Annotated in this window: 26 protein-coding genes; 5 read left to right on the top strand and 21 right to left on the bottom strand. The window is 42.6% G+C overall.

Annotated features, from left to right (window positions below):
* Window positions 1-70: 70 nt before the first annotated feature.
* The 3 genes from metC to nhaB all read right to left on the bottom strand — a co-directional run bounded on the left by metC (window position 71) and on the right by nhaB (window position 3,514).
* Window positions 71-1,261 (bottom strand): cystathionine beta-lyase, encoded by a 1,191-nt coding sequence (gene metC / locus DY200_RS04730; RefSeq protein WP_115587109.1) that lies wholly within the window; start codon window positions 1,259-1,261, stop codon window positions 71-73.
* A 76-nt stretch (window positions 1,262-1,337) separates the two neighbouring features.
* Window positions 1,338-1,877, bottom strand: coding sequence for a disulfide bond formation protein DsbB (gene dsbB / locus DY200_RS04725; protein ID WP_005596251.1), 540 nt, complete (start codon window positions 1,875-1,877; stop codon window positions 1,338-1,340).
* A gap of 95 nt (window positions 1,878-1,972) precedes the next feature.
* Window positions 1,973-3,514 (bottom strand): sodium/proton antiporter NhaB, encoded by a 1,542-nt coding sequence (gene nhaB / locus DY200_RS04720; RefSeq protein WP_115587108.1) that lies wholly within the window; start codon window positions 3,512-3,514, stop codon window positions 1,973-1,975.
* A gap of 163 nt (window positions 3,515-3,677) precedes the next feature.
* Between nhaB and fadR the strand changes: the two genes are divergently transcribed.
* Window positions 3,678-4,406, top strand: coding sequence for a fatty acid metabolism transcriptional regulator FadR (gene fadR / locus DY200_RS04715; protein ID WP_005603595.1), 729 nt, complete (start codon window positions 3,678-3,680; stop codon window positions 4,404-4,406).
* 8 nt (window positions 4,407-4,414) lie between these two features.
* Window positions 4,415-5,485 (top strand): PhoH family protein, encoded by a 1,071-nt coding sequence (locus DY200_RS04710; RefSeq protein ID WP_115587107.1) that lies wholly within the window; start codon window positions 4,415-4,417, stop codon window positions 5,483-5,485.
* Window positions 5,486-5,525: 40 nt separating this feature from the next.
* Here the strand turns inward: DY200_RS04710 and DY200_RS04705 are convergent, their stop codons facing one another.
* Complete coding sequence (locus tag DY200_RS04705; RefSeq protein WP_115587106.1) at window positions 5,526-6,572, bottom strand: AEC family transporter; 1,047 nt, start codon at window positions 6,570-6,572, stop codon at window positions 5,526-5,528.
* Window positions 6,573-7,671 (bottom strand): peptide chain release factor 2 gene (gene prfB / locus DY200_RS04700; protein WP_115587105.1). Its coding sequence is split into 2 segments (ribosomal slippage): window positions 6,573-7,595 and window positions 7,597-7,671, totalling 1,098 coding nucleotides; the frame shifts between segments, so codons are not numbered across the junction.
* 140 nt (window positions 7,672-7,811) lie between these two features.
* Between prfB and selD the strand changes: the two genes are divergently transcribed.
* From selD to ubiH, 3 genes are read left to right on the top strand one after another with little or no spacing between them, the layout of a single operon-like run.
* A complete protein-coding gene (gene selD / locus DY200_RS04695) occupies window positions 7,812-8,855 on the top strand; it encodes a selenide, water dikinase SelD (RefSeq protein WP_115587104.1) in 1,044 nt (347 codons plus the stop codon).
* 4 nt (window positions 8,856-8,859) lie between these two features.
* Window positions 8,860-9,315 (top strand): NUDIX hydrolase, encoded by a 456-nt coding sequence (locus DY200_RS04690; protein ID WP_115587103.1) that lies wholly within the window; start codon window positions 8,860-8,862, stop codon window positions 9,313-9,315.
* 9 nt (window positions 9,316-9,324) lie between these two features.
* A complete protein-coding gene (ubiH, locus tag DY200_RS04685) occupies window positions 9,325-10,524 on the top strand; it encodes a 2-octaprenyl-6-methoxyphenyl hydroxylase (RefSeq protein WP_115587102.1) in 1,200 nt (399 codons plus the stop codon).
* Window positions 10,525-10,552: 28 nt separating this feature from the next.
* Here ubiH and DY200_RS04680 read toward each other — a convergent pair whose 3' ends face one another.
* From DY200_RS04680 to fruB, 16 genes are all read right to left on the bottom strand, one after another.
* Window positions 10,553-11,029, bottom strand: a complete 477-nt coding sequence (locus DY200_RS04680; RefSeq protein ID WP_115587101.1) for a PM1805 family lipoprotein — start codon at window positions 11,027-11,029, stop codon at window positions 10,553-10,555.
* A gap of 56 nt (window positions 11,030-11,085) precedes the next feature.
* Window positions 11,086-11,721, bottom strand: coding sequence for a PM1805 family lipoprotein (locus tag DY200_RS10710; protein WP_162882209.1), 636 nt, complete (start codon window positions 11,719-11,721; stop codon window positions 11,086-11,088).
* 80 nt (window positions 11,722-11,801) lie between these two features.
* Window positions 11,802-12,281 carry a PM1805 family lipoprotein gene (locus DY200_RS04670; protein WP_005596282.1) on the bottom strand — a complete coding sequence of 160 codons (480 nt, stop codon included), beginning with the start codon at window positions 12,279-12,281 and terminating at the stop codon, window positions 11,802-11,804.
* Between the two features lie 135 nt (window positions 12,282-12,416).
* Window positions 12,417-13,598, bottom strand: coding sequence for an FAD-dependent monooxygenase (locus DY200_RS04665; protein ID WP_115587100.1), 1,182 nt, complete (start codon window positions 13,596-13,598; stop codon window positions 12,417-12,419).
* Between the two features lie 87 nt (window positions 13,599-13,685).
* Window positions 13,686-14,546 carry an RNase adapter RapZ gene (rapZ, locus tag DY200_RS04660; RefSeq protein WP_005607088.1) on the bottom strand — a complete coding sequence of 287 codons (861 nt, stop codon included), beginning with the start codon at window positions 14,544-14,546 and terminating at the stop codon, window positions 13,686-13,688.
* Window positions 14,547-14,564: 18 nt separating this feature from the next.
* Window positions 14,565-15,080, bottom strand: coding sequence for a PTS sugar transporter subunit IIA (locus DY200_RS04655; protein ID WP_043993273.1), 516 nt, complete (start codon window positions 15,078-15,080; stop codon window positions 14,565-14,567).
* Between the two features lie 49 nt (window positions 15,081-15,129).
* Window positions 15,130-15,855 (bottom strand): LPS export ABC transporter ATP-binding protein, encoded by a 726-nt coding sequence (lptB, locus tag DY200_RS04650; protein ID WP_009874654.1) that lies wholly within the window; start codon window positions 15,853-15,855, stop codon window positions 15,130-15,132.
* A 9-nt stretch (window positions 15,856-15,864) separates the two neighbouring features.
* Window positions 15,865-16,368 carry a lipopolysaccharide transport periplasmic protein LptA gene (gene lptA, locus DY200_RS04645; RefSeq protein ID WP_005596292.1) on the bottom strand — a complete coding sequence of 168 codons (504 nt, stop codon included), beginning with the start codon at window positions 16,366-16,368 and terminating at the stop codon, window positions 15,865-15,867.
* A gap of 24 nt (window positions 16,369-16,392) precedes the next feature.
* Window positions 16,393-16,989, bottom strand: a complete 597-nt coding sequence (lptC, locus tag DY200_RS04640) for an LPS export ABC transporter periplasmic protein LptC (RefSeq protein ID WP_005596294.1) — start codon at window positions 16,987-16,989, stop codon at window positions 16,393-16,395.
* 159 nt (window positions 16,990-17,148) lie between these two features.
* Window positions 17,149-19,788, bottom strand: a complete 2,640-nt coding sequence (gene ppc, locus DY200_RS04635; RefSeq protein WP_115587099.1) for a phosphoenolpyruvate carboxylase — start codon at window positions 19,786-19,788, stop codon at window positions 17,149-17,151.
* Window positions 19,789-20,002: 214 nt separating this feature from the next.
* On the bottom strand, window positions 20,003-20,842 hold the full coding sequence (locus tag DY200_RS04630; RefSeq protein WP_115587098.1) for a TPM domain-containing protein: 840 nt from the start codon (window positions 20,840-20,842) through the stop codon (window positions 20,003-20,005).
* Window positions 20,839-21,288, bottom strand: coding sequence for a TPM domain-containing protein (locus DY200_RS04625; RefSeq protein WP_115587097.1), 450 nt, complete (start codon window positions 21,286-21,288; stop codon window positions 20,839-20,841). The genes DY200_RS04630 and DY200_RS04625 overlap by 4 nt, the downstream gene beginning before the upstream one ends.
* A gap of 66 nt (window positions 21,289-21,354) precedes the next feature.
* The gene (locus DY200_RS04620; protein ID WP_115587096.1) at window positions 21,355-21,939 is read right to left on the bottom strand and encodes a LemA family protein; all 585 of its coding nucleotides are present in this window, start codon (window positions 21,937-21,939) and stop codon (window positions 21,355-21,357) included.
* Window positions 21,940-22,092: 153 nt separating this feature from the next.
* The gene (locus tag DY200_RS04615; RefSeq protein WP_115587095.1) at window positions 22,093-23,754 is read right to left on the bottom strand and encodes a fructose-specific PTS transporter subunit EIIC; all 1,662 of its coding nucleotides are present in this window, start codon (window positions 23,752-23,754) and stop codon (window positions 22,093-22,095) included.
* A gap of 81 nt (window positions 23,755-23,835) precedes the next feature.
* The gene (fruK, locus tag DY200_RS04610; protein ID WP_115587094.1) at window positions 23,836-24,783 is read right to left on the bottom strand and encodes a 1-phosphofructokinase; all 948 of its coding nucleotides are present in this window, start codon (window positions 24,781-24,783) and stop codon (window positions 23,836-23,838) included.
* A gap of 14 nt (window positions 24,784-24,797) precedes the next feature.
* Window positions 24,798-26,306, bottom strand: coding sequence for a fused PTS fructose transporter subunit IIA/HPr protein (gene fruB, locus DY200_RS04605; RefSeq protein ID WP_115587093.1), 1,509 nt, complete (start codon window positions 26,304-26,306; stop codon window positions 24,798-24,800).
* Window positions 26,307-26,339 lie beyond the last annotated feature (33 nt).

Below are 26,339 nucleotides of genomic sequence, written 5' to 3'. Positions count from 1 at the left end.
CTTCGCATAGATAGTGAGAAAAAGTGAATTAGGCATAATCCTAATTCACTTTTTTATCGTATAAGAGAAGTTATTTTAAACGCTCGAAACCTTTTTCTAAATCGGCAATCAAATCCTCGACCGCTTCTAAGCCGACATGAATACGGATCAGTGTGCCGCTAAGTTTTCTTTCGATTGCAGGACGAATGCGAGCGATTTCTTCCGGTTGGTTAGCGAGAATGAGCGATTCAAAACCGCCCCAAGAATATGCCATGGTAAATAATTCGAAATGATCTAAAAAGTTAGCTAATTGTTCGTCGTTTAACTTTTGGTTAAGTTCGAATGAAAACAGACCGCTTGCTCCTTTAAAATCACGTTTGAAAAATTCGTGACCCGGGCAGCTTGGAAGTGCGGGGTGGAAGACCGCTTTAACTTCCGGACGTTGTGCCAGCCATTGCGCCACTTGAATAGAGCGTTCTTGGTGTTCTTTCAATCGAATACCGAGCGTACGTAAACCTCTCGCCGTAGTATAAGCGGAATCGGTATCAACCATTTGACCCATTAAATACGAACGTTCGCGAAGTTGATCCCAACAACGGGCATTGGATACCGCCGTACCGATCATCACATCGGAATGACCGACTAAATATTTTGTTCCGGCTTGAATCGAAATATCAATCCCGAATTCAAGCGCAGGGAATAACACACCGCCCGCCCAAGTATTATCAATCATAATCACCATATCCGGATTGATGTCACGAGCCACTTGAACCAAAGTCGGAATATCCGGCACTTCCATTGTCAGTGAACTTGGCGATTCTAAAAATAGCACTTTAGTATTCGGCCGAATAAGTGCACGAATGCCTTCACCGATGAGCGGATCGTAATAAGTAGTGCTTACACCAATATTTTTTAAGATAACGTTACAAAAATCTTGGGTCGGCTCATAAGCCGCACCGGTCATTAATACGTGATCGCCTTGTGATACGAAAGCTAAAATGGAATTAGTCACGGCCGCCGCGCCGCACGGATAAAGATAACAACCGGCTCCGCTTTCTAGTTCACACATCGCGTCTTGTAGAGCGAAGTGGGTGAGCGTGCCTCGTCTGCCGTAAAATAATTCGCCTTTATAGCGGTTGCGAGTGGCATGCTTTTTTTGTGATACCGATTCAAATACTAAAGATGAAGCGCGTTGCACGACAGGATTAACAGAACCTTGGGTATAACGCGATTTACGTCCGGCATGAACTAATTTAGTTTCTAATTGAGATAAGTTTGACATTGTATTTCCTTATTATAGTTATAAAAAAGCGGTCGGATTTCAGCAAAATTTTGCAAAAATTCGACCGCTTGTAAGATTATCTGAATACGCTACGGTACTGAGGTTTTGCTCGTTTAAATTGACTAAGCAATACGATAACGAACATAAGAGCAAAAATAGAAAATGCGAGGATAAGCCATTCCGGCATACCAAGTCCGAACATTTCCCATTGTTTTTCACTGCAATTGACCGGACCCGGGGCAAAGATACTTGGGAACCACTGATCAAACGGCATCGTTTGCGGGAATTCGGGTTTAAACTCGCATTGGTTCCAAGGGGAAGGATTCGCTTGGTAATCATGATGTTTGATTGCAAGAGCAAGTCCTTTGAAGGCACTAAATCCCCAAAGTAATAATGCTAACCAGCGTGTTAGGAAAAAACGAGGTGAAATGGCACCGACTAACCCAGCGATAAGTAATCCGAAAATTGCCAAACGTTCATAAACGCACATTACGCAAGGCACTAATCCCATTCCGTATTGAAAATAAATGGCACTTGCTTCAAGTGCGAAAGCAACAAAAGCAAGCAGTAACCATGCGGTTCGATTTAATGAGAGTTCTTTAAAGTAACTGAGCATAATAGGCACCTCTGGTCTGAATAATTTTTACATTGTACCTGATTTTGTTCGGTTTTCGTAAAAAATCTCCCCACTTTTAGGGGAGATTCTTTGAATTATCGAGTAATGATCCAACCCCAGTTAGACATTAGCTCTGTAAGTGGCGGAAGTAAAAACTCTAATGATAAGAAGCCGATGATAGAAAGCACGATCGTATAAGGCAATGCCATATATAACATTTTACCGTATGAAAGTCGGATTAACGGTGCAAACGGTGAAGTAAGCAAGAATAGGAACGCCGCTTGTCCGTTTGGTGTTGCGACAGACGGTAAGTTCGTGCCGGTATTGATTGCCACCGCAATTAAATCGAATTGTTCACGACTAATAATTGCCGATTCGAGTGCGGTTTTCGCTTCGTTAATATACACCGTACCGACGAATACGTTATCCGAAATCATCGATAATAAGCCGTTAAATACATAGAACAATGCCAATTGAGAATGAGGATCGGCAGAAAGCACGTAACTGATAATCGGCTCGAATAATTTCAGATCGACAATGACGGCAACAACCGTAAAGAAGACTACGATTAACGCGGTAAACGGCATCGGTTCTTGGAATGAACGACCGATTGCATGTTCATCGGTAATACCGCAAAACGCCGTACAGATAATGATGATAGTTAAACCGATAATACCAACATCGGCAAGATGGAGCGCCAGACCGACAATCAACCAAATCCCCGCTAACGCTTGGATGCCCATTTTTACACGATCTTGTTGAGTCATACGTTGCTCTTTTAATAAATTATAACGAGCAAGTACGCCCCATACGCGGCGCGGTAAACGCGCTCCATAACCGAAAATTTTAAAGTGTTCTAACAATATGCAAGTAATTACACCGCAAATTAAAACCGGTAAACTAACAGGCAATACGCGTAGTAAGAATTCAACGAAGCCCCATTCCGCTTGACCGGCAATAATTAAGTTTTGCGGTTCGCCGACCATGGTCATTACACCGCCTAAAGCACTACCGACGGCAGCATGCATTAAAAGACTACGTAAGAAGGCACGGAATTGTTCGAGAATTTCTTTATTCGTAATAATTTTTTCGTCATTACTAATATCCGTCGAATCTTCGAAGCTGTTACCTGATGCGACTTTATGGTAAACACCGTAGAAACCGGTACCGACACTGATAATTACCGCAATAACGGTTAATGCGTCTAAGAAGGCTGAAAGGAACGTTGCACTTAAACAAAACGCAAGAGAAAGAATTTTCTTAGAATGGATAACAATTAACAATTTGGTAAATACATATAAAAGCAATTGCTTCATAAAATAAATACCGGCAACCATGAACATTAATAATAAAATTACTTCAAAGTTAGCCATGATTTCTTCTTTAACGTGGTGAGCGGAGGTCATCCCGATGAAAACCGCTTCAATTGCTAACAGACCGCCGGGTTGTAACGGATAGCATTTTAATGCCATGGATAAGGTAAAGATGAATTCTGCGACTAATGCCCAGCCGGCAACGAAAGGGCTAATAAAAAAGTAAATTAACGGATTAATAACTAAAAAAGCGATAATACAGATTTTGTACCATTCGGGAGCTTTACCTAAAAAGCTTTTAAATATAGCGTTCGAGCTATCCATTAAGAACCTCCATTAAAATAATAAGTTTTGTTAATTGTAATCCAGTTTAGATTAAAGGATAATAGCCTTTATCTCATTTTTTACGAGATTTTTTTTGATTTTGAATAAAAATTGTTTCTTTTTTTAATTTTGGGTCACTTTTGCGGAGCAGGGAATTTTATACATGGACAACTCTTATATTTTAAAAGCTCAAAGTCCTGCGGCACTGGCAGAAGAATATATTGTCAGAAGTATTTGGAATAATAAATTTCCGGCGGGGACGGATTTGCCTGCCGAACGTGAGTTGGCGGATAAAATCGGAGTAACCAGAACAACATTACGAGAAGTGTTACAAAGACTGGCGCGTGACGGTTGGTTACATATTCAGCATGGAAAACCGACCCGAGTGAATGACGTGTGGGAAACGGCAGGGCCGAATATAATCAGCACGATTATTAAATTAGATAGATCATACCTTCCGGTTATTATTGCGAATGTAGTTTCACTACGAACTCGTATGGCGGAATCTTATATTCCGGAGGCGGTAAGATTAAATGCGGAAGCATGTGTCGCATTTTTTAATCAATTGGATGAATTGGAAGATACGGCGGATGCATTTGCCACTTTTGATTATAAACTGTTTAGACAATTTACTTTTACCGCAAATAAACCGGTATATGCCTTGATTTTAAACAGCTTTAAAGGTATGTATCATCAAGTCGCAAGTATTTTCTTTGCCGATCCCGTTTGCCGTCAGCTGACATTAAAATTTTATCGTGACTTATTAAATGCGTGTGTAGAAAAAGATCATGAGAAAGCCTCATTGATTATGGCGCAAAATCGCCAATCAAGCAGCGAAATTTGGGGAAAACTTTTACAAAGTATTCCGGAAAATTTCGGTGAACTAAAATAGGATATGTTTTGAACGAAATTCTCTTCACTTTAGAACCACAGGATAACGCTCGTTTACAATCGCTTTGCGGCGCATTTGACGAGCATTTAACTTTAATTGAAAAAAGTTTTAATCTGGTTATTGCCCGTAACGGTTTTTCTTTTTCGATTCAATCGGCTGAAGGCAGCCATTATTCGGCGACTTTAATTCAAAATGCGGCAAAGTTATTAAAACGACTTTATACCGATACTGCACCGATTAAAGGCAAAATTAAAGAACTTGATTTGGAAGATATTCATTTGGCGATTCAGGAAAGCCGAATGTTATTGCAAAATCAATGGGTATCCGGTTCACAAGGCGAGATTTCGATTAAAACGAAACGCGGTGTAATTAAACCGCGCGGCGAACACCAACAAGCCTATTTAAGAAATATTCTTAGCCACGATATTAGTTTCGGTATCGGACCGGCGGGAACGGGCAAAACCTTTCTTGCGGTGGCGGCAGCGGTAGAATCGCTTGAACGGCAAGAAATTCGTCGAATTTTACTGACTCGCCCGGCGGTTGAAGCGGGTGAAAAATTAGGTTTTTTACCCGGTGATCTCGGGCAAAAAATCGAACCCTATTTAAGACCGTTATATGATGCGTTATTTGAAATGTTAGGTTTTGAAAAAGCGCAAAAATTGATGGAACGCAATGTGATTGAAATCGCACCGCTTGCTTATATGCGCGGGCGTACGCTAAATGATGCGTTTATTATTTTAGACGAAAGCCAAAATACCACGACGGAACAGATGAAGATGTTCTTAACCCGTATCGGCTTTAATTCAAAAGCGGTCATTACGGGCGATATTACCCAAGTCGATTTGCCTCGTAGTCAAAAATCGGGTTTAAAACATGCCATGGAAGTGTTGAAAGATGTGCCTGATCTAAGTTTTAACTATTTCGACAGCCATGATATTGTGCGCCATCCGGTAGTAGCTAAAATCGTACAGGCTTATAATGTTTGGGAAGCGGAAGACGAACAGCGGCGCGAGCAACGCCGTTTGGAAAAATTGGCTTTGGAACAGCAGAAAATTTTAGAACAAGCGGAACAACTTTAAAATTGAAAAAAGCAGCGTTTTTATACGCTGCTTTTTTACTTTAAATCCAAGCTAATTGATGTAAGATAAATAAGCCTAAACTGGCGGTAAATATTGAGCCGATAGTGGTTATACCGATTAAATTTGCCGCACCTTTACCATTTCCTCCGTAGGCTCGTACCATCGCATAAGTTGCCGCGGCAACCGGAGCCGTAGCCGTCAGAAACAAAATGCCGAGTTGCATCGGGTTCAGTACAAATACCCACTTACCTAAGATAAATAAGAAAAGCGGAGCCAATATTAAGCGCGAAAAGGACGCATAAAGCACCACGCGAGTCAGCTCGCTTTCCGCCGTTTGTTGGCGAAATTGACTTAACGCTTTAAAATCTAAGGTCGCACCGATACAGATTAATGCCATCGGCAAAGTAATATTAGCGAGAGATTGTGCCGTTTGCATTAAGGGCTTAGGAATCCGAATCTGTAAGTAATTGACTACGATTCCTAATACTATTGCCTGAATAAGAGGGTTTTTCGCTACTGCGGCAGCAAGTCTGGCGGCACTAGGCTTTTGATCGCTTAATGAATTTAAAATGGTAATGACGCTTAATACATTAAATAAAATGACCAATGAAGCGGTATAAATTGAAACGGTGGCAAGTCCGGCTTCGCCGTAAGCGTTGATAGTCAGTGCAAGCCCTAGAATTGCCGCATTCGTACGAAAGACGCCTTGCGTAAAAATACAACGATAACCCCGCTCACGGATATATTTTGCCGCCCACCATTCCGCTATCAGATAAATAATTAACGTACCGCTTAATCCGGCAAAAATGAGGTTAAGATCTTTGGAATAGTCCAACGGACTCTTTACCACATTTAAAAATAACATTGTCGGTAATGCGAAATTAAACATCACTTTTGAGGCGGTATTACAAAAGTCGTCATCCACAAATTTGCGACGGCGCAAAAAAATCCCCAATAACATCAAAAGAATGGTCGGTAGCATTACCCCTATACTAAATTGCAAAGATTCGAAAAACATAGTCCGGCTCCCGAGTAAAAAATAAGCGGTCAAATTTGCAATATTTCTTACAAATTTAACCGCTTGCAACTAAAGCCCCGCTTTAAGGCTGGCTTCAATAAATTTATCTAAATCACCGTCAAGTACCGCTTGCGTATTACGATTTTCCACTCCGGTACGCAAATCTTTGATACGAGAGTCGTCTAACACATACGAACGAATTTGGCTGCCCCAACCGATATCCGATTTACTTTCTTCTATCGCTTGTTTTTCCGCATTCTTCTTCATCATTTCCATCTCGTATAATTTCGCTTTAAGCTGCTTCATACATTGATCTTTGTTTTGATGTTGCGAACGGCCGTTCTGGCATTGCACCACAATACCGGACGGAATATGCGTAATACGCACCGCCGATTCGGTTTTATTAACGTGCTGACCACCCGCACCGGACGCACGGTACACATCAATACGTAAATCAGCCGGGTTGATTTCGATATCAATATCATCATCAATTTCCGGATAAACGAAAGCTGCCGCAAATGAAGTATGACGGCGGTTATTCGAATCAAATGGCGATTTACGCACTAAGCGGTGAATACCGGTTTCGGTACGTAACCAACCGAACGCATATTCGCCGGTGATTTTCACAGTTGCCGATTTCAATCCGGCAACATCACCGTCCGACACCTCGATTAACTCGGTTTTAAAGCCCTTGCTTTCCGCCCAACGTAAATACATACGCAGTAACATTTCCGTCCAGTCTTGCGCTTCCGTACCGCCTGAACCGGCTTGTAAATCGACATAGCAATCCGCCGCATCGTGCTGGCCGCTAAACATACGTTGGAATTCAAGCTTCGCTAATTTTTCTTCTAATTCATTCGCTTCAGCTTGTGCTTCGTTAAACGTATCCTCGTCTTCCGCTTCTACGGCTAATTCGATTAAGCCTTCGACATCTTCCACACCTTGATCCAACGCACGAATCGTATTGACCACCATTTCTAACGCCGAACGTTCTTTACCTAACGCTTGCGCTTTTTCCGGCGTATTCCAAATTTCCGGCTGTTCTAATTCGGCATTAACTTCTTCTAAACGCTCGACTTTGGCATCAAAGTCAAAGATACCCCCGAAGTACGTTAGTACGCTCGGTTAAATCGGCTAATTGAGTTTTAATTGGATTTAGTTCAAACATTATTTTTCCCTCTTTTAAAATTGACCGAGAATTATAGCTCAAGCGGTCGTTTTTTTGGGGATTTTTGTAAAAAATTTCTCAAATCTGACCGCTTGTTGGCGTACAATAACCGAATTCAGAGATAGATTACGAGGTATAAAATGGCGGAAGAACCGATTCGTTTGACGCAATACAGTCACGGTGCCGGTTGAGGCTGTAAAATTTCTCCTAAGGTGTTAGGGACAATTTTACAAAGTCAGCTGGAAAAATTTATTGATCCGAATTTATTAGTGGGGAATGAAACCGCTGATGATGCCGCTGTTTATGATATCGGTAATGGCATTGGTATTATCAGTACCACAGACTTTTTTATGCCGATTGTGGACGATCCGTTTGATTTCGGACGCATTGCGGCGGCAAATGCGTTAAGTGATGTGTTTGCGATGGGCGGTAAGCCGATTATGGCGATTGCCATTTTAGGCTTTCCGGTAAACAAATTGCCGGCGGAAGTGGCGCAAAAAATTGTGGAAGGTGGGCGTTTTGCTTGTCAGCAAGCCGGTATTGCCTTAGCCGGCGGCCATTCGATTGATTCGCCTGAACCGATTTTCGGGCTGGCGGTAACCGGAACGGTTAGTACCGAGCAAGTGAAAAAGAATGCTTCGGCAGAAGTTGGCAGTGAGTTATTTTTAACTAAACCGCTTGGTATCGGCGTATTAACAACCGCTGAGAAAAAAGGTTTATTGAAAGCGGAACATCAGAATCTTGCACGTGACGTGATGTGTCAAATTAATTTAATTGGTGTACAGTTCTCTCAATTAGCTGATGTTACAGCGATGACGGATGTAACCGGTTTCGGTTTATTAGGGCATTTAAGTGAAATTTGCCAAGGTTCTAATGTACGTGCCGAAGTGAATTCTGCCGAAATCCATACGCTTGACGGTGTGAAAGACTATATCGCACAAGGTGCGGTGCCGGGTGGAACTAAACGTAACTTTGACAGTTATGGGCATCTAATTTCAGCCATGAGCGATGAACAAAAGGCGATTTTGTGTGATCCGCAAACTTCCGGCGGTTTGTTAATTGCAGTGCGTCCGCAAGCGGTCGAAAAAGTGCAACAAATTGCAAAACAAGCAAACATACCTTTATTTAGAGTCGGTCGTTTACTTGAAGCGGACACTATGAAGCCGTTAATCGAGGTTATTTAAGGGTATGCATAAACCGAATATCACTTTAGCCTGTGTGGTACATTGCAAAGGTAAGTTTTTATTTGTGGAAGAAATCGAATACGGTAAACGAACCTTAAACCAACCGGCAGGGCATTTGGAAGCAAATGAAACCTTATTGGAAGGAGCGAGTAGAGAGTTATTCGAAGAAACTGGGATTCGTGCTGAAGCTCAACGTTTAATTAAGATTTATCAATGGCACGCACCTCGTTCACAGACCGATTATTTACGTTTTGTATTTGCGGTTGAGTTAGACGATTTTGTGCCGATTGCTCCGCAGGATAGCGATATTACCCAAGGCTTTTGGTTGAGTTTGGAGGAGTTTAAACACTTTATTCAGCAAGATGGGCAATGTGAGCGAAATCCGTTAGTCACTCAATCACTCGAAGATTATTTGAGCGGTGAGAGCTATCCGCTTGATGTATTACGTGTATTTGAATAAGAGGTGGAAATGGCAGAGCGATTTGATGTGGTTATTGTTGGCGGTGCGGTGACCGGTTCGGTACTGGCATTGGCGTTAAGTAGCTTGTCGCAGCATAAAATGCGGATTGCGATCGTGGAAAAACAGTTGCCTGATTATGCGCAACAAGGCGGTTTTGATGCACGTAGTATTGCGTTGGCACAAGGCAGTTTGCAAAAATTTGCGCAAATTCGACCGCTTGCCGGCAGCTCACTTGCCGAACAAATTCAGCAAATTGCAACGCCAATCCAACAGATTCAGGTGTCGGATCTCGGTCATTTCGGTAAAACGACATTAAAAGCAAGTGAACTGAATTTAGCACAATTAGGTGTCGTGGTGGAGCTGGCAAAATTAGGCAAAAATTTGACCGCTTGTATTGAGCAGCAGCCGAATATCCATTGGTTTTGTCCGAATCAAATAGTTCGTTTCGAACGTTTACAAACTGAAGTTTTGCTTAGATTGCAAAACGGTGAGCGGCTTCGCACGCAATTAATGGTAGCGGCAGATGGGATCCAATCCCAAATCGCTCTGCAGTGTGGAGTTGAAACTGAGCTATTAAAGGATTATCAACAATCGGCTTTGATTGCCAATGTTGAAATTAGTGAACCGCATCAAGGGCAAGCTTTTGAGCGTTTTACGACGCAAGGGCCGTTAGCCTTATTGCCGTTAAGTGATAATCGAATGTCGTTAGTGTGGTGTGTGAAACAATCTGAAGATTTGATGGAGCTTTCCGACGAAGATTTTCTTTCGCAATTACAGCAGCAATTCGGTTGGAAATTGGGGCGGTTTTTGCGAGTTAGCAAGCGGTTTGTTTATCCGCTCACTTCGCAAAAAGCGCAATCGCATATTCATCATCGCTTGGCAATTGTGGGGAATGCCGCACAGTTATTGCACCCGGTCGCCGGGCAGGGCTTTAATCTTGGAATGCGAGATCTGTTTACTCTTGCACAGCTGTTAGCCAAAGCCTTTGCACAAGGAAAAGATTTAGGTGCGTTCGCATTGCTTAATCAATTCGAGCAAGCAAGAAAGCACGACCAAGCGCAAATTATTTCATTAACAAGCGGTCTGATTTCACTGTTTTCTTGCGATTTATTACCGCTACAAGCGGTCAGAAATTTAGGCTTATTTGCGATTTCGCATAGCAAATTGTTCAGAGAAAATATTGCGAATAAAGCCTTAGGCTGGCAATAAAAGTAAAAGGACGCACTGGGCGTCTTTTTTATAGTTGATATTTTTTCATTAATTTTAATTTTTCATGCGAGATTTCATTACCTAGTTGAGTAATTATTTTCCCTTTATCTTGTACCGATTGAGCCAAGGCTTCGTTAGGTTGCGATTCTAATTTAATCATATCTCTGAATGTTTCTTGGCTTAATTGTAACGCTCTTAAGCCGATATTTTTAATCGGTAAAATTTCATCGTTTTGGATATCCAAATAATCTAGCGAGGCTTGGATCGTATCCACTTCTTCTAGATAGTTCTGTATCGCATCAATTCTGGAGGGCGTATTTTTTGCCACTTCCAGACTGTGCATCGTCAGTAACGTCGCTTGTATATAGTCGTTTCCATACACTTCATCCCAATGATAAAAACGCTGAAAATCCGCTTGTGGAGAATGGTTTTCTCGTATATTCGAGCAACCGATAAGACCTAAAACAATAGGAAAAGAAAGGATAATTTTTATAATTTTAAACATTATGATGTCGTTATTGGAGATAAAAACGGCTAGAAAATCCTAGCCGCCAAGTTATACTATTTTTGAGCTGGAGCTGGAGCTGGAGCTGGAGCTGGAGCTGGAGCTGGAGCTGGAGCTGGAGCTGGAGCTGGGCCGTATTTGGTTGCTAATTCGGCTTCAATTTTTTGCCCTTCCGCCGCAATTTTATCTAATTGCGCTTGTAACTCGCCGAATGCTTTATGTGCATCGGGCGTAGGGTTTTTCGCAAGTTTGTCATTTTCGGTAATCATTTTCGCACCTAATGCCATCGCTTCAAGCGCTTTGTCTTTAAGTGCATTAACTTGCGCATCTTTAATATCTAAAGTCGCTGCACTTTTTTGAATATTTTCGATTTGAGCAAGAATCGCTTTATTCATTGTATCTTGAACTACTGCCGGATCTTTCGATTTTTCACCTAATTTTTCAATTTCGGTGTTAATTGCGTTACCGATAGATTTTTCTTGCACTTGTTGCCATTCTTGGAATTTCTTGTAATCTTCCGCACCGGTATCGACAACCGGTTCAGCCGGTTTGGCCGCTTCAGTTTGCGCTTGAGCCGCCGGAGCCGGTGTTGCCGCCGCTTGCTCTGCCGCAGGCTTATTTGCCGGTTTATCGCAAGCGGTTAAAAATAAAGCGAATAATGCGGTCGCACTAATTTTTGTGAATTTTGTCATTTTCTTACCTGTTTATGATGTGGAAAAAGGTTAGAACCTTTCCGTTCTAACCTTTGTTATATTTTAACTTATCAGCCGAATTATTTTTCAAATTTCGCTTTTAAATCGGCTTGTAATTTTTGAAGCTCTTGCGCCGCTTGGTTTAATTGAGTCGCTTTCGCTTGAATAGCTTGTTGCGCTTCCGCAGTAGGTGCCGCCATCACTTTTACTTGTTCGGAAATTACTTCGTTTGATAAACCTAAAACCGCTTTAGTTTTATCTTTTAACGCTTTAATTTCCGCGCTTTTCACATCAACCGCGTCTAAACTTTTTAACGTTTCTTGTACTTTACCTGCGAAAGTGTTTAACACCGCTTCTAATGCTTTAGGGTCTTTTTGAGCTTGGCTCATTACTTCGGTTAATTGTTTTTGTAATTCGGCTTGAGCGGTCGCTTGGGTTTGCTCTTGAACTTGGTACCATTCTTGGAATTTTTTGTAATCCGCTGCAGGATCCGCTTTGTTACATGCCGTTACGCTAAACGCTAAAAGTGCAACCGCACCGATTGTTGCTAATTTTTTCATTCGTTGTCCTTAAAAATAAGATGAAAAATTCCCTTTATAGGGCGTAGTCTATTGTACCGATAATAGACTGTTTCTGAAAAGGATAGTTCAGTAAAAATCTATCGGTTAATATTATCTGACTAAAAAACAGACAAGTCAAATACCCACCGCCTGAGCAATCAATAATTTCTTTAATACCGGTAGTTGATTGGTTGCGGATAAACCTATGCCTCGTATCAGTTTTTTGACGGGGTGACCTCCCTGAAACAGCTGTTTTAAGCCTTCCATCGCAGCCAGTAATTTTATTGCTTCCGTTTTACGGATTCGTTCAAAACGACGTAAATGACGATATTCGCCGATATCATGGCCGAGCGTTAAATGTTGTTTGATCTCTTGGGCAAGGGTGATCGCATCGGCAAAACCTAAGTTCACGCCTAAACCGGCAAGCGGATGAATCGTATGCGCCGCATCCCCGATTAAAGCAAAGCGAGGTTGAGCGAAATCTCTTGCATAGCGTGCGGTAAGCGGGTAAATCGTTCGTTCGCTTTGTAATTCGACTAAGCCTAAGCGGTTGTCAAAAGCAATGGTGAGCTCCCGATTAAATTGTTGCACTTCGCAATGTTGTAATTGTTGCGCTTTTTCCGGCGGTAAAGACCAGACGATAGAGCATAAATTTTCATCGGCTAACGGTAAAAATGCCAAAATGCTCTTCGGAGAGAAAATTTGGCGAGCGATATTATGATGAGGTTCAACGGTTTTGACATTACATACTAATGCGGTTTGCTCGTAATCTTTGCTTACAAGCGGAATATGCATTTGTCGGCGAAGCCAAGAATTGGCACCGTCCGCCCCGACCACTAATTTAGCGGAAATCATTTCATTATTCGCTAAGGTCAGGAAAGCACCATTTTCGTTGATGCCGACGGTTTTCGGCTCGCTTAAGATAATTTCTACATTATCTTGTCGGCTTACTTGTTGCCATAGTGCCGATTGAATTTGATTATTTTCAATAATAAATCCCAGTTGAGATAAACCGAGTTGCCGAATACTCGGATCGCTATTATCAAACTCAATGTGAGCAAAACTGTCTTGTTCCCATACCGACATTTTTTGATAAGGCGATAAACGCTCGGTTTGAATAAGCTGCAATGCACCGACTTGCTCAAGCATTTTTTCACTGGTTGCGTTAATCGCACTAACTCGATTCGAAAAAGTTTCCGAGGTTTGCGGGATTTGCTTTTCAATAATCTTAATTTGACTATCGGTATTTTTTAGGAGTGCCGCTAATGCCAGACCGACCATACCGCCGCCAATAATCACAATATCTGCTGATTTCATATAAAGATCGTTTATAAATAATAAGCGGTCATATTTTTAAATAAATTTGTAAAAATCCATTTAAATTTGACCGCTTGGTAGATTAACTTATTTCTTATGGTGTTTTTCTAAACTGCGATGACGAATTTGTACGTCTTTATCTCGACTTTGGAAATATTTCGCCAATTGTTCGGCAATAAATACCGAACGATGTTTACCGCCGGTACAGCCGATCGCAATCGTGAGATAGCTACGGTTATTTTTTTCTAACATTGGCAACCACATTTCTAAGTAATTACGAGTTTGATAGATAAAATTATGTACTTCGGTTTGACGTTCAAGGAAGTCGATAACCGGTTGTTCTAAGCCTGTCATCGGGCGTAATTCCGGATTCCAATGCGGATTCGGTAAGAAACGTACGTCAAACACATAATCGGCATCCGCAGGTAAACCGTATTTAAAGCCGAAAGACTCAAAGACGATTTTAAGCGCTTTATCGGTTGAGCCTCGTAAAATGCCGCGCAGATTTTCCGCCAATTCGTGCGAGGAAATATTGGTCGTATCAATAATATAGTTAGCTTGTTGATAGAGCGGCTCAAGCAAGGTATTTTCCAAATCAATCGCACTTTCTAACGAGAGATCTTTGTTTGATAAAGGATGTAAACGACGCGTGTCGCTATAACGACGGATTAACGTATTGCGTTCGCAATCCAAGAAGATGATTTTGGTTTGAATCGTCAGTTTTGATAATTGCTCCAACAAGGCTTCAATGCTTTCGGGATTTTCGGGAATATTACGAATATCAAGGCTGACGACGGCGGAACGACCTGAGTTGGATAAGAAACCGGCTAATTCTGGAATAAGCGGAAGCGGGAGATTATCCACACAATAATATCCCACATCTTCTAATGCTCTGAGCGCAACGGATTTACCGGAACCGGAGCGCCCGCTGATAATGATTAATTCCATAGGTTTCCTCAAAAACAATTATTCTTGCTCAAGAATTTGGTTATCCGCATAAACCAATAATTGCCAGATTTCTTCGGCGTTATTTGCGGAACGTAGCTGTTTCGTTAAGGTTTTATCGTTTAAACGTTGGGCGATTTCTTGCAACCCGTTTTTATATTGTTCACAGCAACTGCTTGGGATCATGATCGCGTAAACGAGATCAACTTCTTTATTATCGTGCGCTTCGTAATCAATCGGTTTTTCCAGCTGAATAAAAGCGGCTATCGGTTTATCGACGGCTAGAGCAATCGAATCGGGGAATTTCGCATGCGGCAATGCAATACCGTTACTAATACCGGTCGAGCCCAATTTTTCCCGTTTAAATAAATTTCCGAAACATTCTATCGGGCAAAGGTCTTCATCGTCAGCACAAGCGGTGGATTTATTCGCCGCTTCCGCAATGATTTTTCCGGCTAACTCAAGCACTCTTTTTTTACTTGAAACAAGCACGCCCTGACGAATATTTTCCGGGGTGAGAAATTCGGTTAATTTCATATTATTCACATTCAAACGGATATTCTGCCGAATTATCCGCTTAATCAGCTTAAAGCTTAAATTGATCGCCTAAGTAAACTCGTTTTACGTCAGCGTTATTTAAGACTTCTTCCGGTGTTCCGCTTGCAATCATTTGCCCGCTACCTACGATATAAGCTCGTTCGCAAACATCGAGCGTTTCACGTACGTTGTGATCGGTAATGAGAACGCCTAATCCGCGTTCTTTTAAATTCACGATAATCTTTTTAATATCGATAACCGAAATCGGATCCACACCGGCAAACGGCTCGTCTAATAAAATAAATTGCGGGTTAGCGGCAAGCGCGCGGGCGATCTCAACACGGCGACGTTCACCGCCGGAAAGCGATTGCCCGAGGCTGTTACGAATATGTTCGATATGAAACTCATTGATTAATTCGTCCGCACGGGCTTTGCGCTGTTGCGTAGTTAAATCTTTACGTACTTGAAGCACCGCCATTAAATTGTCATAAACCGTTAAACGGCGGAAAATGGACGCTTCTTGCGGTAAATAGCCGATTCCCTGTTTAGCACGATCGTGCATAGGTAACAGGCTGATATCTTGATCATCAATACGAATTTGACCTTGATCGTGACGTACTAAACCGACCACCATATAAAAGGTTGTCGTTTTACCGGCTCCGTTAGGACCGAGCAGTCCCACGATTTCACCGGCTTTAACATTTAAGCTGACGTCTTTTACCACTTGGCGATTTTTATAGCTTTTTGCTAAATGTTCGGCATAAAGCGTTGGCATTGGCATTACCTATTTTTTCTTATCGTTTAATTCATTCGGAATAAGTATCGTTTTGACACGAGATTTATTTCCGCTGTTAGCTTTAAGTTGTTGTTTTTTCACATCATAAGTAATTTTACTGGCTTTGATAAAACTACCTTGCTGTTTTAATTCCGCATTACCGACTAAGGTTAAAAATTCGGAATTTAAATCATAGTGAACGCTATTACCTTTTCCGTTTACCGGTTTACCGTTATCCAGCGTTTGTTGGAAAGTGACCGGAGAACCGCTTGCTTCGAGGGTCTCTTTTTTGCCCTCTTGACGAATAATCGTTACTTTATCTGCGGTAACTTTAATCGAACCTTGAGTAATGACGACATTATCGCTAAATGTCACGACATTACTATTCATATCAAGCGATTGGCTACCCGAGTCGATATTAATCGGTTGGTCGGTATCGCCTTTGAGTGCATAGGACGAGAGGCTGGTACTTAATAAAGCCGTAAACACCATAGATTTAATTGCAAATTTCATTATGTATCCTTCAGAGAAAATGCTCTAATTTTTTTGTTCGTCGTTAGATTGTTTAATGATTGTCGGTTCAAGATACGTTTTTACATCTTTAGTAATCGTTGCCACCTGCCGTTTTAAATTACCTTTTAAACCCGTACCGGTCGTACTGATGCCTAATCCGACGGATTTTACTACGCTCTCGGTAGAAATATCTTGCGTATTTAAATCGATACGAAGTTTATCGGTTTCAATTTTTTGTAAACGCGCATTCTTATCCAGCGCTTGAAGTTTTACGTTACCGTCGAGATTCAGTATTTTTTCTTTGGTAATTTCTGCGTAATCCGCACTGACTTTCCATTGCTTAAGCGCGGTTTCCGCATCGAATAATTCCACCAAGGGCTGAATGAATTCGGTCAGTTCGGTATTTTGATAACGTTTGATTTCTTTTGCTTCGGCAAAATATTGCGGCTTACCTTTTAGATCATAAACAGAAGTCGTAATACGATTGCCCGTATAATCCGGATTTCCTTCTTTTTTAATTAATTGATCCAAGCCGTCATTTTCCGGTTTTTGTTGGCTGACATACCAACCAGCCAAAGCCGCTACAATAATTAATAAAATGATATTTAGGCGGATATTCATAAAAATCTAAATGAGTAAAAAGGATTGATAATACTAACACAATTTTTGGAAGGGATATAGCAATGGGAAGTGAGAAATCGCGTAAGAGTGCGTAAACTTTCAGTGAAATCAGACCGCTTGCTTAACGTAAGCGGTCCGATTTTTTCGTAATTTTACAAGCTAACCGGTATTACGCATACCCGCCGCAATGCCGGTAATTGTGATCATTAAGGCTTGTTCCAATTGCGGATCTCTTACCTCACCTTGGCTACGTAAACGTTGCAACAGTTCTACTTGCAGTAAATTGAGCGGGTCGGTATAGACGTTACGTAAGGCGATAGATTCGGCAATCCAAGGTAAATCCGCCATAAGCTGTCCGTCGTGCGCAAGTGTCAATACGGTTTGAATGTCCGCCGATAATTGCGCACGAAGCGTTTTACCTAAACGGTGTAACTCTTTTGCCACCAAACGTTGGTCGTAATGTTCCGCAAGCCATAAATCCGCTTTCGAGAACACCATTTCTAACATACCGATACGAGTAGAGAAGAACGGCCATTCGTTACACATTTCTTTAAGCGTACTTTCCTCGCCCTGTTCGATCATTTGGCGCAGTGCCGCGCCGGCACCGAGCCAAGCCGGTAACATAAGACGGTTTTGCATCCAAGCGAAAATCCACGGGATCGCACGTAAACTTTCTACACCACCGTTCGGATTACGTTTTGCCGGACGGGAGCCAAGCGGTAATTTTCCTAATTCTTGCTCCGGTGTCGCACTACGGAAATAAGGTACGAAATCCGGTTCGCCGCGTACAATACCTCGATAAATTTCACAGGAAATATCTGCGCCTTTATTCATAATCTCACGCCACGTCTGTTTAGGTTCCGGAGGAGGTAGTAGGTTAGCTTCCAATATTGCACTGGCATAGAGATTTAACGTTTCGACCGCAACCGCAGGTAATCCGAGTTTGAAACGAATCATTTCTCCTTGTTCGGTGACACGTAAACCGGATTTTAGCGAGCGAGGCGGTTGTGATAGTAATGCAGCGTGTGCCGGTGCACCTCCGCGACCGACCGTACCGCCGCGCCCGTGGAATAACACGAGTTCAATATGATACTTTTCCGCTAAATTAACCAATGCTTCTTGCGCGCGATATTGCGCCCAGCTGGCGGCAAGCATACCGGCGTCTTTAGCCGAATCGGAATAACCGATCATCACCATTTGATAATTGTTGATCACACCGCGATACCAACTGATATTAAATAAATCGGTCATCACTTTTTCACTATGATCCAAGTCGTCCAACGTTTCAAATAACGGTGCGACCGGTAGGGTATAATTGCAACCGGCTTCTTTTAATAATAAATGTACCGCTAATACGTCGGAAGCTTCGCGTGCCATAGAAATCACATAAGCGGAAATTGTCCCCTCAGGTTGTTGGGCTACCACTTTGCAAGTGTCTAAAATTTCTTGGGTTTCAGGACTTGGCGTCCAGTTGGTCGGTACTAACGGACGACGAGAACTTAGTTCACGCACTAAAAACGCTTGTTTATCGTCTTCCGTCCATTGTGCGTAATCGCCTAAGCCGATATAGCGAGTGATTTCGGCAATCGCCATTTCGTGACGGGTACTTTCTTGGCGAATATCCAAACGAGATAAACCTAAGCCGAAACAGCGAATACGGCGTAAGCAATCCAGCAGACTACCGTTAGCGATAATACGCATACCGCAAGCGTGCAACGATTGATAGCAATCATAGAGCGGTTCCCATAAATCATTATCGCAAGTGATAATTTCGCTCGGATCAACGGTGGTCGGTTTCGCTTCAATCAATTCGCCGAAGTAAGTTAAAGTTTTTTGTAATTTGCTACGTAAACCTTTAACCACAACACGATACGGCTCGATATGATCACCGTATTTCTCACGAAATTCGGGCGTACACTGTACGATAGAAAGTTCTTCGGCTAAGTCGCTAACATCGTTTAAAAATAATTCCGCCGCTTTCCAACGGTTCATTCTTAATACTTTTTGAGTGATTTCGGCAGTCACAAACGGGTTACCGTCGCGGTCGCCGCCCATCCAAGAAGAAAAGCGTACCGGCGAAAGTGCGACTTCATACTGTACGTCAAAATGTTTTTCTAATTGAAAGTTCAGTTCACGGCAAAAATCAGGTACGGCTTTCCATAAGCTGTTTTCAATAATCGCCATTCCCCATTTCGCTTCATCCACCGGCGTCGGGCGTGCCGCACGGATTTCATTGGTATGCCATGCAAGCGCAATCAGCTGCATTAAACGGCGTTTAAGTTTGGTTTGCTCCGCCTCGGTTAAATCGTCGTGTTCCAATTGCCCTAAACATTTATTGATTTCAACGTGTTTATGTACTAACGAACGGCGAGTTACTTCGGTCGGGTGAGCGGTTAAGACTAATTCGATTAATAACTTCTCAACGGTTTTGATGACGGTTTCAACCGGTGTGCTTTGTGCTTTCAGACGAGCAAATAAAGCACTTAATGAACGATTGCCGAGAGATTCGTCCTGATGATGACGAGAGATGGTTTGATATTGTTCGGCAATATTGGTGAGATTTAAGAATTGACTGAATGCGCGTGCAACGGGTAAAACATTTTCGGTGGAAATATTGGCGAGTTTATCCAGTAATTGTTCACGGGCTTTTTCATCGCCGGCACGGGAATCTCGTGAAAGGACTCGAATGCTTTCGATTAATTCCAATATTTCATTGCCTTGCGCTTCACGGATGGTTTCGCCTAGAAAATCACCAAGCATATGGATGTTGTTACGCATAGCGGAGTAGGGTTGATTCATAATTTTTTCCTATGTATTGCATAAATTTAATTAGGGGTAGATATACCTAAAATGAGTCAAAATAGCAATAAGGAATTAATTAATTTTATAAAATAATGATAAATCGCAATAAATAAAGGTATTTATTTTAAATAAAAAAATAAGCGGTTAAATTTTGGAAGTTTTTTGCAAAGACTTTCCGAAATTTAACCGCTTGTTATCGGCTTAAAAGTGTTTACCAGCTACCGCCTGCGCCGCCGCCGCCGGAAGAACCGCCGCCGAAGCTATCGCCGCTGCCTCGACTTCCGCCGCCAAAGCCTCCGCCGAATCCACCGGAAGAACCGCCGCCAAAGCCGCCCCCGAATCCTCCGCCAAAACCGCCTCTACGGCGAGAAGAATTGATGATAATTCTGCCTAATTGATCCGCTGCACTCGGGCTGATGTATTGGTCGTTTCTGCCCGGTCGGAAGATTAAGAAAATCACGATACCGGCAACCAAGAAGAACAGTAAACCGTCGATTTGATCTAACGATTCTTCACCGCTATCTTCACCATAACTGTCATAAGCGGCATATTCACCGTTAATTGCCGCCATAATTGCGGATAAACCGCTGGCAATCCCTTCCGCATATAAGTTTTGTTTGAAGTACGGCGTAATATTATGGCGAATAATGGTTGAAGCAATCGCATCAGGCAATGCGCCTTCTAATCCTCTGCCGGTTGCAATAAACAGTTTTCGATCGTTCTTGGCAATTAGTAATAATATGCCGTTATTTTCATTATTTTTAGTACGACCGATGCCCCATTTATTAAATAAGTTATGCGAATAACTTGCGACATCCTCTCCGTTAGTGGACGGCACAATCACCACAATAATTTGCGAACTGGTTTTTACACGGTTGGCAATTAGTGCATCTTCTAAGGTTCGCCATTCTTGTTGAGTTAATGTTTTAGTGTAATCGGTCACATAATAAAAAGGATTCGGTGCGGCAGGGTAATTGTCCGCAGCCGTTGCTTTTAATGTGAAAAATGCCAATAAGATAAACCAAAACGGCTTAAAAAACGCTTTTATCATTTAATCACTACCTCATTTGACAACTCATTCATATCATTATCACGGCGAGGGAAATAAGTGGCTAACTGTGCTTCCACTTGTTTAATGCCTTCACAAATCGCTTGAGTATAATCCGCTTGTCGGCATTGTTGTTTCATCGCATCATAAACCGATTGCCAAAAAACTTGACCGACTTTTTCATGAATCGCTTTATCGCCGACAATCGCTAAATTGTGCGGTTTGAACGAGAGGTAAATCAGAACACCGTTACGTTCCTCTGTTTCTCGCATCTTCAGCTCATCAAAAAGCTGATTGGCTCGAGTGATTGCATCGGCTTTCCCTTTGGCTTTACGTTCGACGACTACGCGTAATTCGGCGGAAGTTTGTTGTTCTAAATGTGAAATTGCCTGTTCGATTCGTTGAGTATCGACAGGCAATTTGTTCGAAAGAAAAGAAAATAATTTCATAGCGTTACCACTAACACGGAAAACACGGAAGATTTCCGATCATTCCGTGCTTTTCGTGGTAAGAGATTAATTAAAGTTTACAGTCGGTGCTTTTTCCGAACCCGCTTCGGCTTTAAATTGCGGTTTAGCTTTAAAGCCCATAATCATCGCAGCGATTTTAGTCGGGAATTCACGCACTTGTTTGTTATATTCTTTTACCGCAGCGTTAAAGTTATTACGTTCGACATTGATACGGTTTTCCGTACCTTCTAATTGCGCTTGAAGATTTAAGAAGCCTTCGTGCGCTTTTAATTCAGGGTATTTTTCAACGGAAACTAATAAACGAGAAAGGGCAGAATTTACACCTTGTTGCGCTTCTTGGAATTTTGCCATTTGTTCTTCAGTCGCATTATTCGGATCAATGGTTACCGCCGTTGCTTTAGCTCGCGCTTCAATCACGGATGTTAAGGTTTCTTTTTCAAAGTTGGCTTGACCTTTTACCGTGTTCACTAAGTTAGGGATTAAATCCGCACGGCGTTGGTAAGCGGATTCCACATTACCCCACACTGAATTGATATCTTCTTCCGCACGCATTAAGTCGTTATATTTGGTTAAAGAGAAACCGCCGATTGCAAGTACGGCAATTACTAAGATCCAAAAAATTTTTTTCATATTAAAAAGTCCTATTTAGGGTTAAAAAACGGGCGGATTTTATAAGCAAGCGGTCTAATTTCCTAGCAAACTTACAAAAGTTTTCAGAAAAAACGAGATATATTGGAGAAAAAAACGGAGCTAAAAAGCTCCGTTTTTTTATCATCAAGAAAATTATTCTGATGCTTTTTGTTTGATAGTTGCATAAATCACACCGGTTACCACTGAGCCGATTGCGATTGCCGCTAAATACATTAACGGTTGTGAAACGAACGGAATCACAAATAAACCGCCGTGCGGTGCTTGAAGCGTAATACCGAATGCCATTGAAATTGCACCGGCTGTCGCACCACCAATAATAGAGGTTGCAATTACACGAACCGGATCCGCCGCTACAAACGGTAACGCACCTTCCGAAATAAAGCATAAGCCTAATACGAACGAGGCTTTACCTGCATCACGTTGGTTAGTGGTAAATTTATTACGTGCGATTAAGGTTGCAATCGCCATACCGATAGGCGGAACCATACCAGCCGCCATAACCGCCGCCATCGGCGTATATTGTTGCGAAGCGATTAAGCCGACACCGAAGGTATATGCCGCTTTATTTACCGGACCGCCCATATCTACGCACATCATTGCGCCAAGAATTGCACCTAAGATGATCGCATTGGTTTGACCCATTGAATTTAACCACTCGACTAAAGCATCCATAATGCCTTTTACCGGTGGGTTGATGAGGTAAATCATCGCTAAGCCGACAATCGCAGAGCCTAATAGCGGTAGAATCAAAATCGGTTTAAGCGAAGTTAAACTTGCCGGTAATTGAATCACGCCGTTTAATAATTTCACGGTATAACCTGCAAGGAAACCGGCTACGATACCGCCTAAAATCCCCGCACCGGCTGTCGTGGCTAACATACCACCGATTAAACCGACCGCTAACCCTGGACGGTCTGCAATAGAAAATGCAACATAACCGGCAAAGACAGCGATCATTAAGTGGAATGCCGCACCGCCACCGATATCCATTAATGCTTTTGGTAAGCCGCCGGCGATGGTTTCGTCTTTGAACGCTTCAATACCGAACATAAATGAAATTGCAATTAATAAACCACCGGCAACCACTAACGGTAACATATGAGAAACACCGGTCATTAAGTGTTTATATAAACCTTTTTTCTCACCGCTTGCCGAACTTTCAGTTTGTTGCGAAGTCGTTGCACCACCTTGATAAACGGTTGCTTGTGCAAAAGCTTTTTCAAATTCTTGTGCCGTTTTCTTCAACGCTAAACCGGTTGAGGTACGGTACATCGGTTTACCTTTGAATTTGTCTAAATCCACGTCAATATCCGCCGCCACAAAGACTAAGTCTGCCGCTGCAATTTCTTCCGCAGAAATCGGATTACCCGCACCAACCTGACCACGAGTTTCAACTTTAACGTTCCAACCTTGTGCTTTAGCGTAGTTTTCGATAGCTTCCGCAGACATAAAGGTATGTGCCACACCGGTCGGGCAAGCGGTTACTGCAACGATGTTTTTTACACCTGAAGTAGATACGCTTGAAGCGGTTGCATTTGCAAAAGTTTTTGCATTTTCGACCGCTTGTTTAAGCGTTGCTTCCGGTTGAGCAAAAGCTTGGTCTAAGTTTACTACCGCACCTTGTTTGCCGGCAGCACTTGTAGGAATTTCATCGTTAAATAACACGACAAAATCAGCTTGTTCAGCGTTTACAACTTGATGACCTTGTTGCTTGGCTGCCGCCGATAATACTTCATTCACAAGGAAAGCACGGGCTTTACCCAGTGATTGAGGGAATATAAAGGAAATATTCATTTTGAGATCCTTATAAGTTTGAGAAAATTTATTCCCCCCTCTTTAGTAAAGAGGGGTAGGGGGAGATTTGATGACAAATTATTAGCTTAATCGGGTTAATTTCACCTGCGCCACAATCTCATATAGGGCATTTCGGTCGCTGATACCGACATTGCTTTGTGATACCGCTAATGCCGATGTACCGCTTGCGAAGGCGAGGGTTTTGGCTTTATCCCAACCTTGAGAAAGCCCATAAATTAAGCCTGCCACCATCGAATCGCCGGCACCGACCGTACTCACAACATTTTGGCAACGAGGCGGTTGAGCTTGAACCACGCCTTCGCTGTTGAGCCATACGGAACCGTCTGCACCCATTGAAATAATCACGTTTTCAATACCACCGGCACTCAATTCTTGTGCCGCCGCAATCACTTCTTCTAAGCTGTTTAACGGACGATTCGCCCAAACTTCTAACTCACGGCGATTCGGTTTTACTAACCACGGGTGTGCTTTTAAGCCTTCGGTTAATGCCGCATTGCTGCTGTCTAATACGACTTTTAAGCCTTGTTGATGGAGTGATTCCAACCATTGTGCGAATTGTTGTGCCGTTACACCGCGAGGGAGTGAACCGCATACCGCCACCAAATCAAACGCTTTTGCCCATTGTTGTGATTGAGCGGTAAAGTTCGTCCAATCTTCGGCGCTAATTTCAAAACCTAAGAAGTTTAAGTCGGTTACGTCCGCTTCGGTTTCGGTAATTTTCACGTTAATACGAGTTTTACCGTCAATACGATAGAATTGATCGTCCACACCGTTTTGTTTAAACGATTGAACGAAATCGCCTTGATTTTCAGCACCTAAAAAACCGCTAACCGCTAATTTAACGCCAAGATCCGCCAACACTTTCGCAACGTTGATGCCCTTACCGGCAGGATATAAACCTAAGGTTTCAACCGTGTTTACTTCGCCCACTTCAATGCGTTGTAGGCGGCCGACCAAGTCAAACGCTGGATTTAAGGTAACGGTTGCAATTCGTAATTGTTGTGTCATTGTTTGTTCCTCAATTACTCGCCTAAACCCGCAGCAATCGCTGCACCGATACCGTCAATCGCTTTTTGAGCGTCGTCACCGGTTGCTACGAAACGTAAGCGATGACCTTTTACGACGCCAAGTGCTACAATTTTCATTAAGCTTTTCGCACTGACTAATTGAGTGTTACGGTCTAAGTTTTGTACAACGATAGTCGCGTTATATTTTTTTACTTCATTCACTAACACTGCACTTGGGCGGGCGTGTAAACCGTGTTCGTTTTGAATCACGAACGTGCCTTCCACTTGACCTTCCACCGTAGGCTCGGAAGCGGTCGGATTTGCAAAATTTTTTGCAGATTCAACCGCTTGCGGTTGTGCCGCACCTTCAATCGTATCTTCAACAGCCGGTACAAATGACACGCTTTCGCCTAAACCTTCAACAAACGCTTTTGCTAACGCTTCAATCGCTTGTTGCGCATCTTCGCCTTCCGCTACAAAGCGCAAACGGTGTGCTTGGCTTGCACCTAACGCCACTACTTTCATTGTGCTTTTCGCATTCGCCGGCGCCGTACCGCGATCTAAGTTTTCCACGGTGACTTTTGCCGCAAACGGTTTTAAGGTTTGCACTAATACCGCACTCGGACGAGCGTGTAAGCCGTTGTCGTTACGTACGGTGAAAGTACCGATAACCTGACCTGTTGCAAGATTTACGCAAGCGGTGGTATTTTGAGCGGAATTTGCAATGCTTTCACCGTTAAAAAGCGCAATAATTTGTTCTGCGGAAGCGGTTGCGAATTGGCTACGAATATCGCCGTTTAATAAGTAAGCCAGATGGCTTTGTAGATGCTCGTCTGTTGCCGCAACGGTAATTACCGTTTGACCTGACATGTTACGTGCAACGGCGATACCGTTTGATTGATTGCCTTGAGCGGCATCGGCAAGATAAACGTCGTTGCCTAAATTAAGCGGCTGATTTGAAATCGCTTCGCTGATAAATGCCTGATTGACATAACCGTTTTCTTGCAGTTTTGCGGCATTAATCGCAGAAAGCGTAATAAGGCTCGGAGAATCGATATTTAATGAAATGAGGGTATCGGTCAAACTCGGTAAGGATTTTTTACCGCTCAGCACGCTGATAAATTCGTCCGTATCTTGCGTAGTTGCGAGTAATTCCGCCGCCGCTTCGTCGCTTAATACGCCGGTTAATTGACGCAATAGTGTTAAATGCTCGTCGGATTTTGCCGCAATACCAATCACAACATAGGCTTTATTGCCTTCACCCCACTCCACACCTTGCGGGAACTGATAAATTTGTACACCGGTTTCTTTCACTAAATGGCGGGTATCCAATGTGCCGTGCGGAATTGCAATACCGTTACCTAGAAAAGTAGAGGTTTGCGTTTCGCGCGCAAGCATTCCGGCTTCATAACCTTCCGCAACATTACCGTTTGCCGTTAAGCCGGCGGCAACAAGTTTAATCGCTTCATCTTTATTGTTTACCGAGCTATTTAAGCAGATATTTTTTGCCGATAAATTTAGCATCGTAACTCCTTATCAGATTTAATTTTAAAAATA

Origin of the sequence: Actinobacillus lignieresii (genome assembly GCF_900444945.1) — a bacterium.
Lineage (GTDB): Bacteria > Pseudomonadota > Gammaproteobacteria > Enterobacterales > Pasteurellaceae > Actinobacillus > Actinobacillus lignieresii.
The sequence above is the reverse complement of the archived record's forward strand: the minus strand, read 5'-3'. Positions and strand labels throughout refer to the sequence as shown.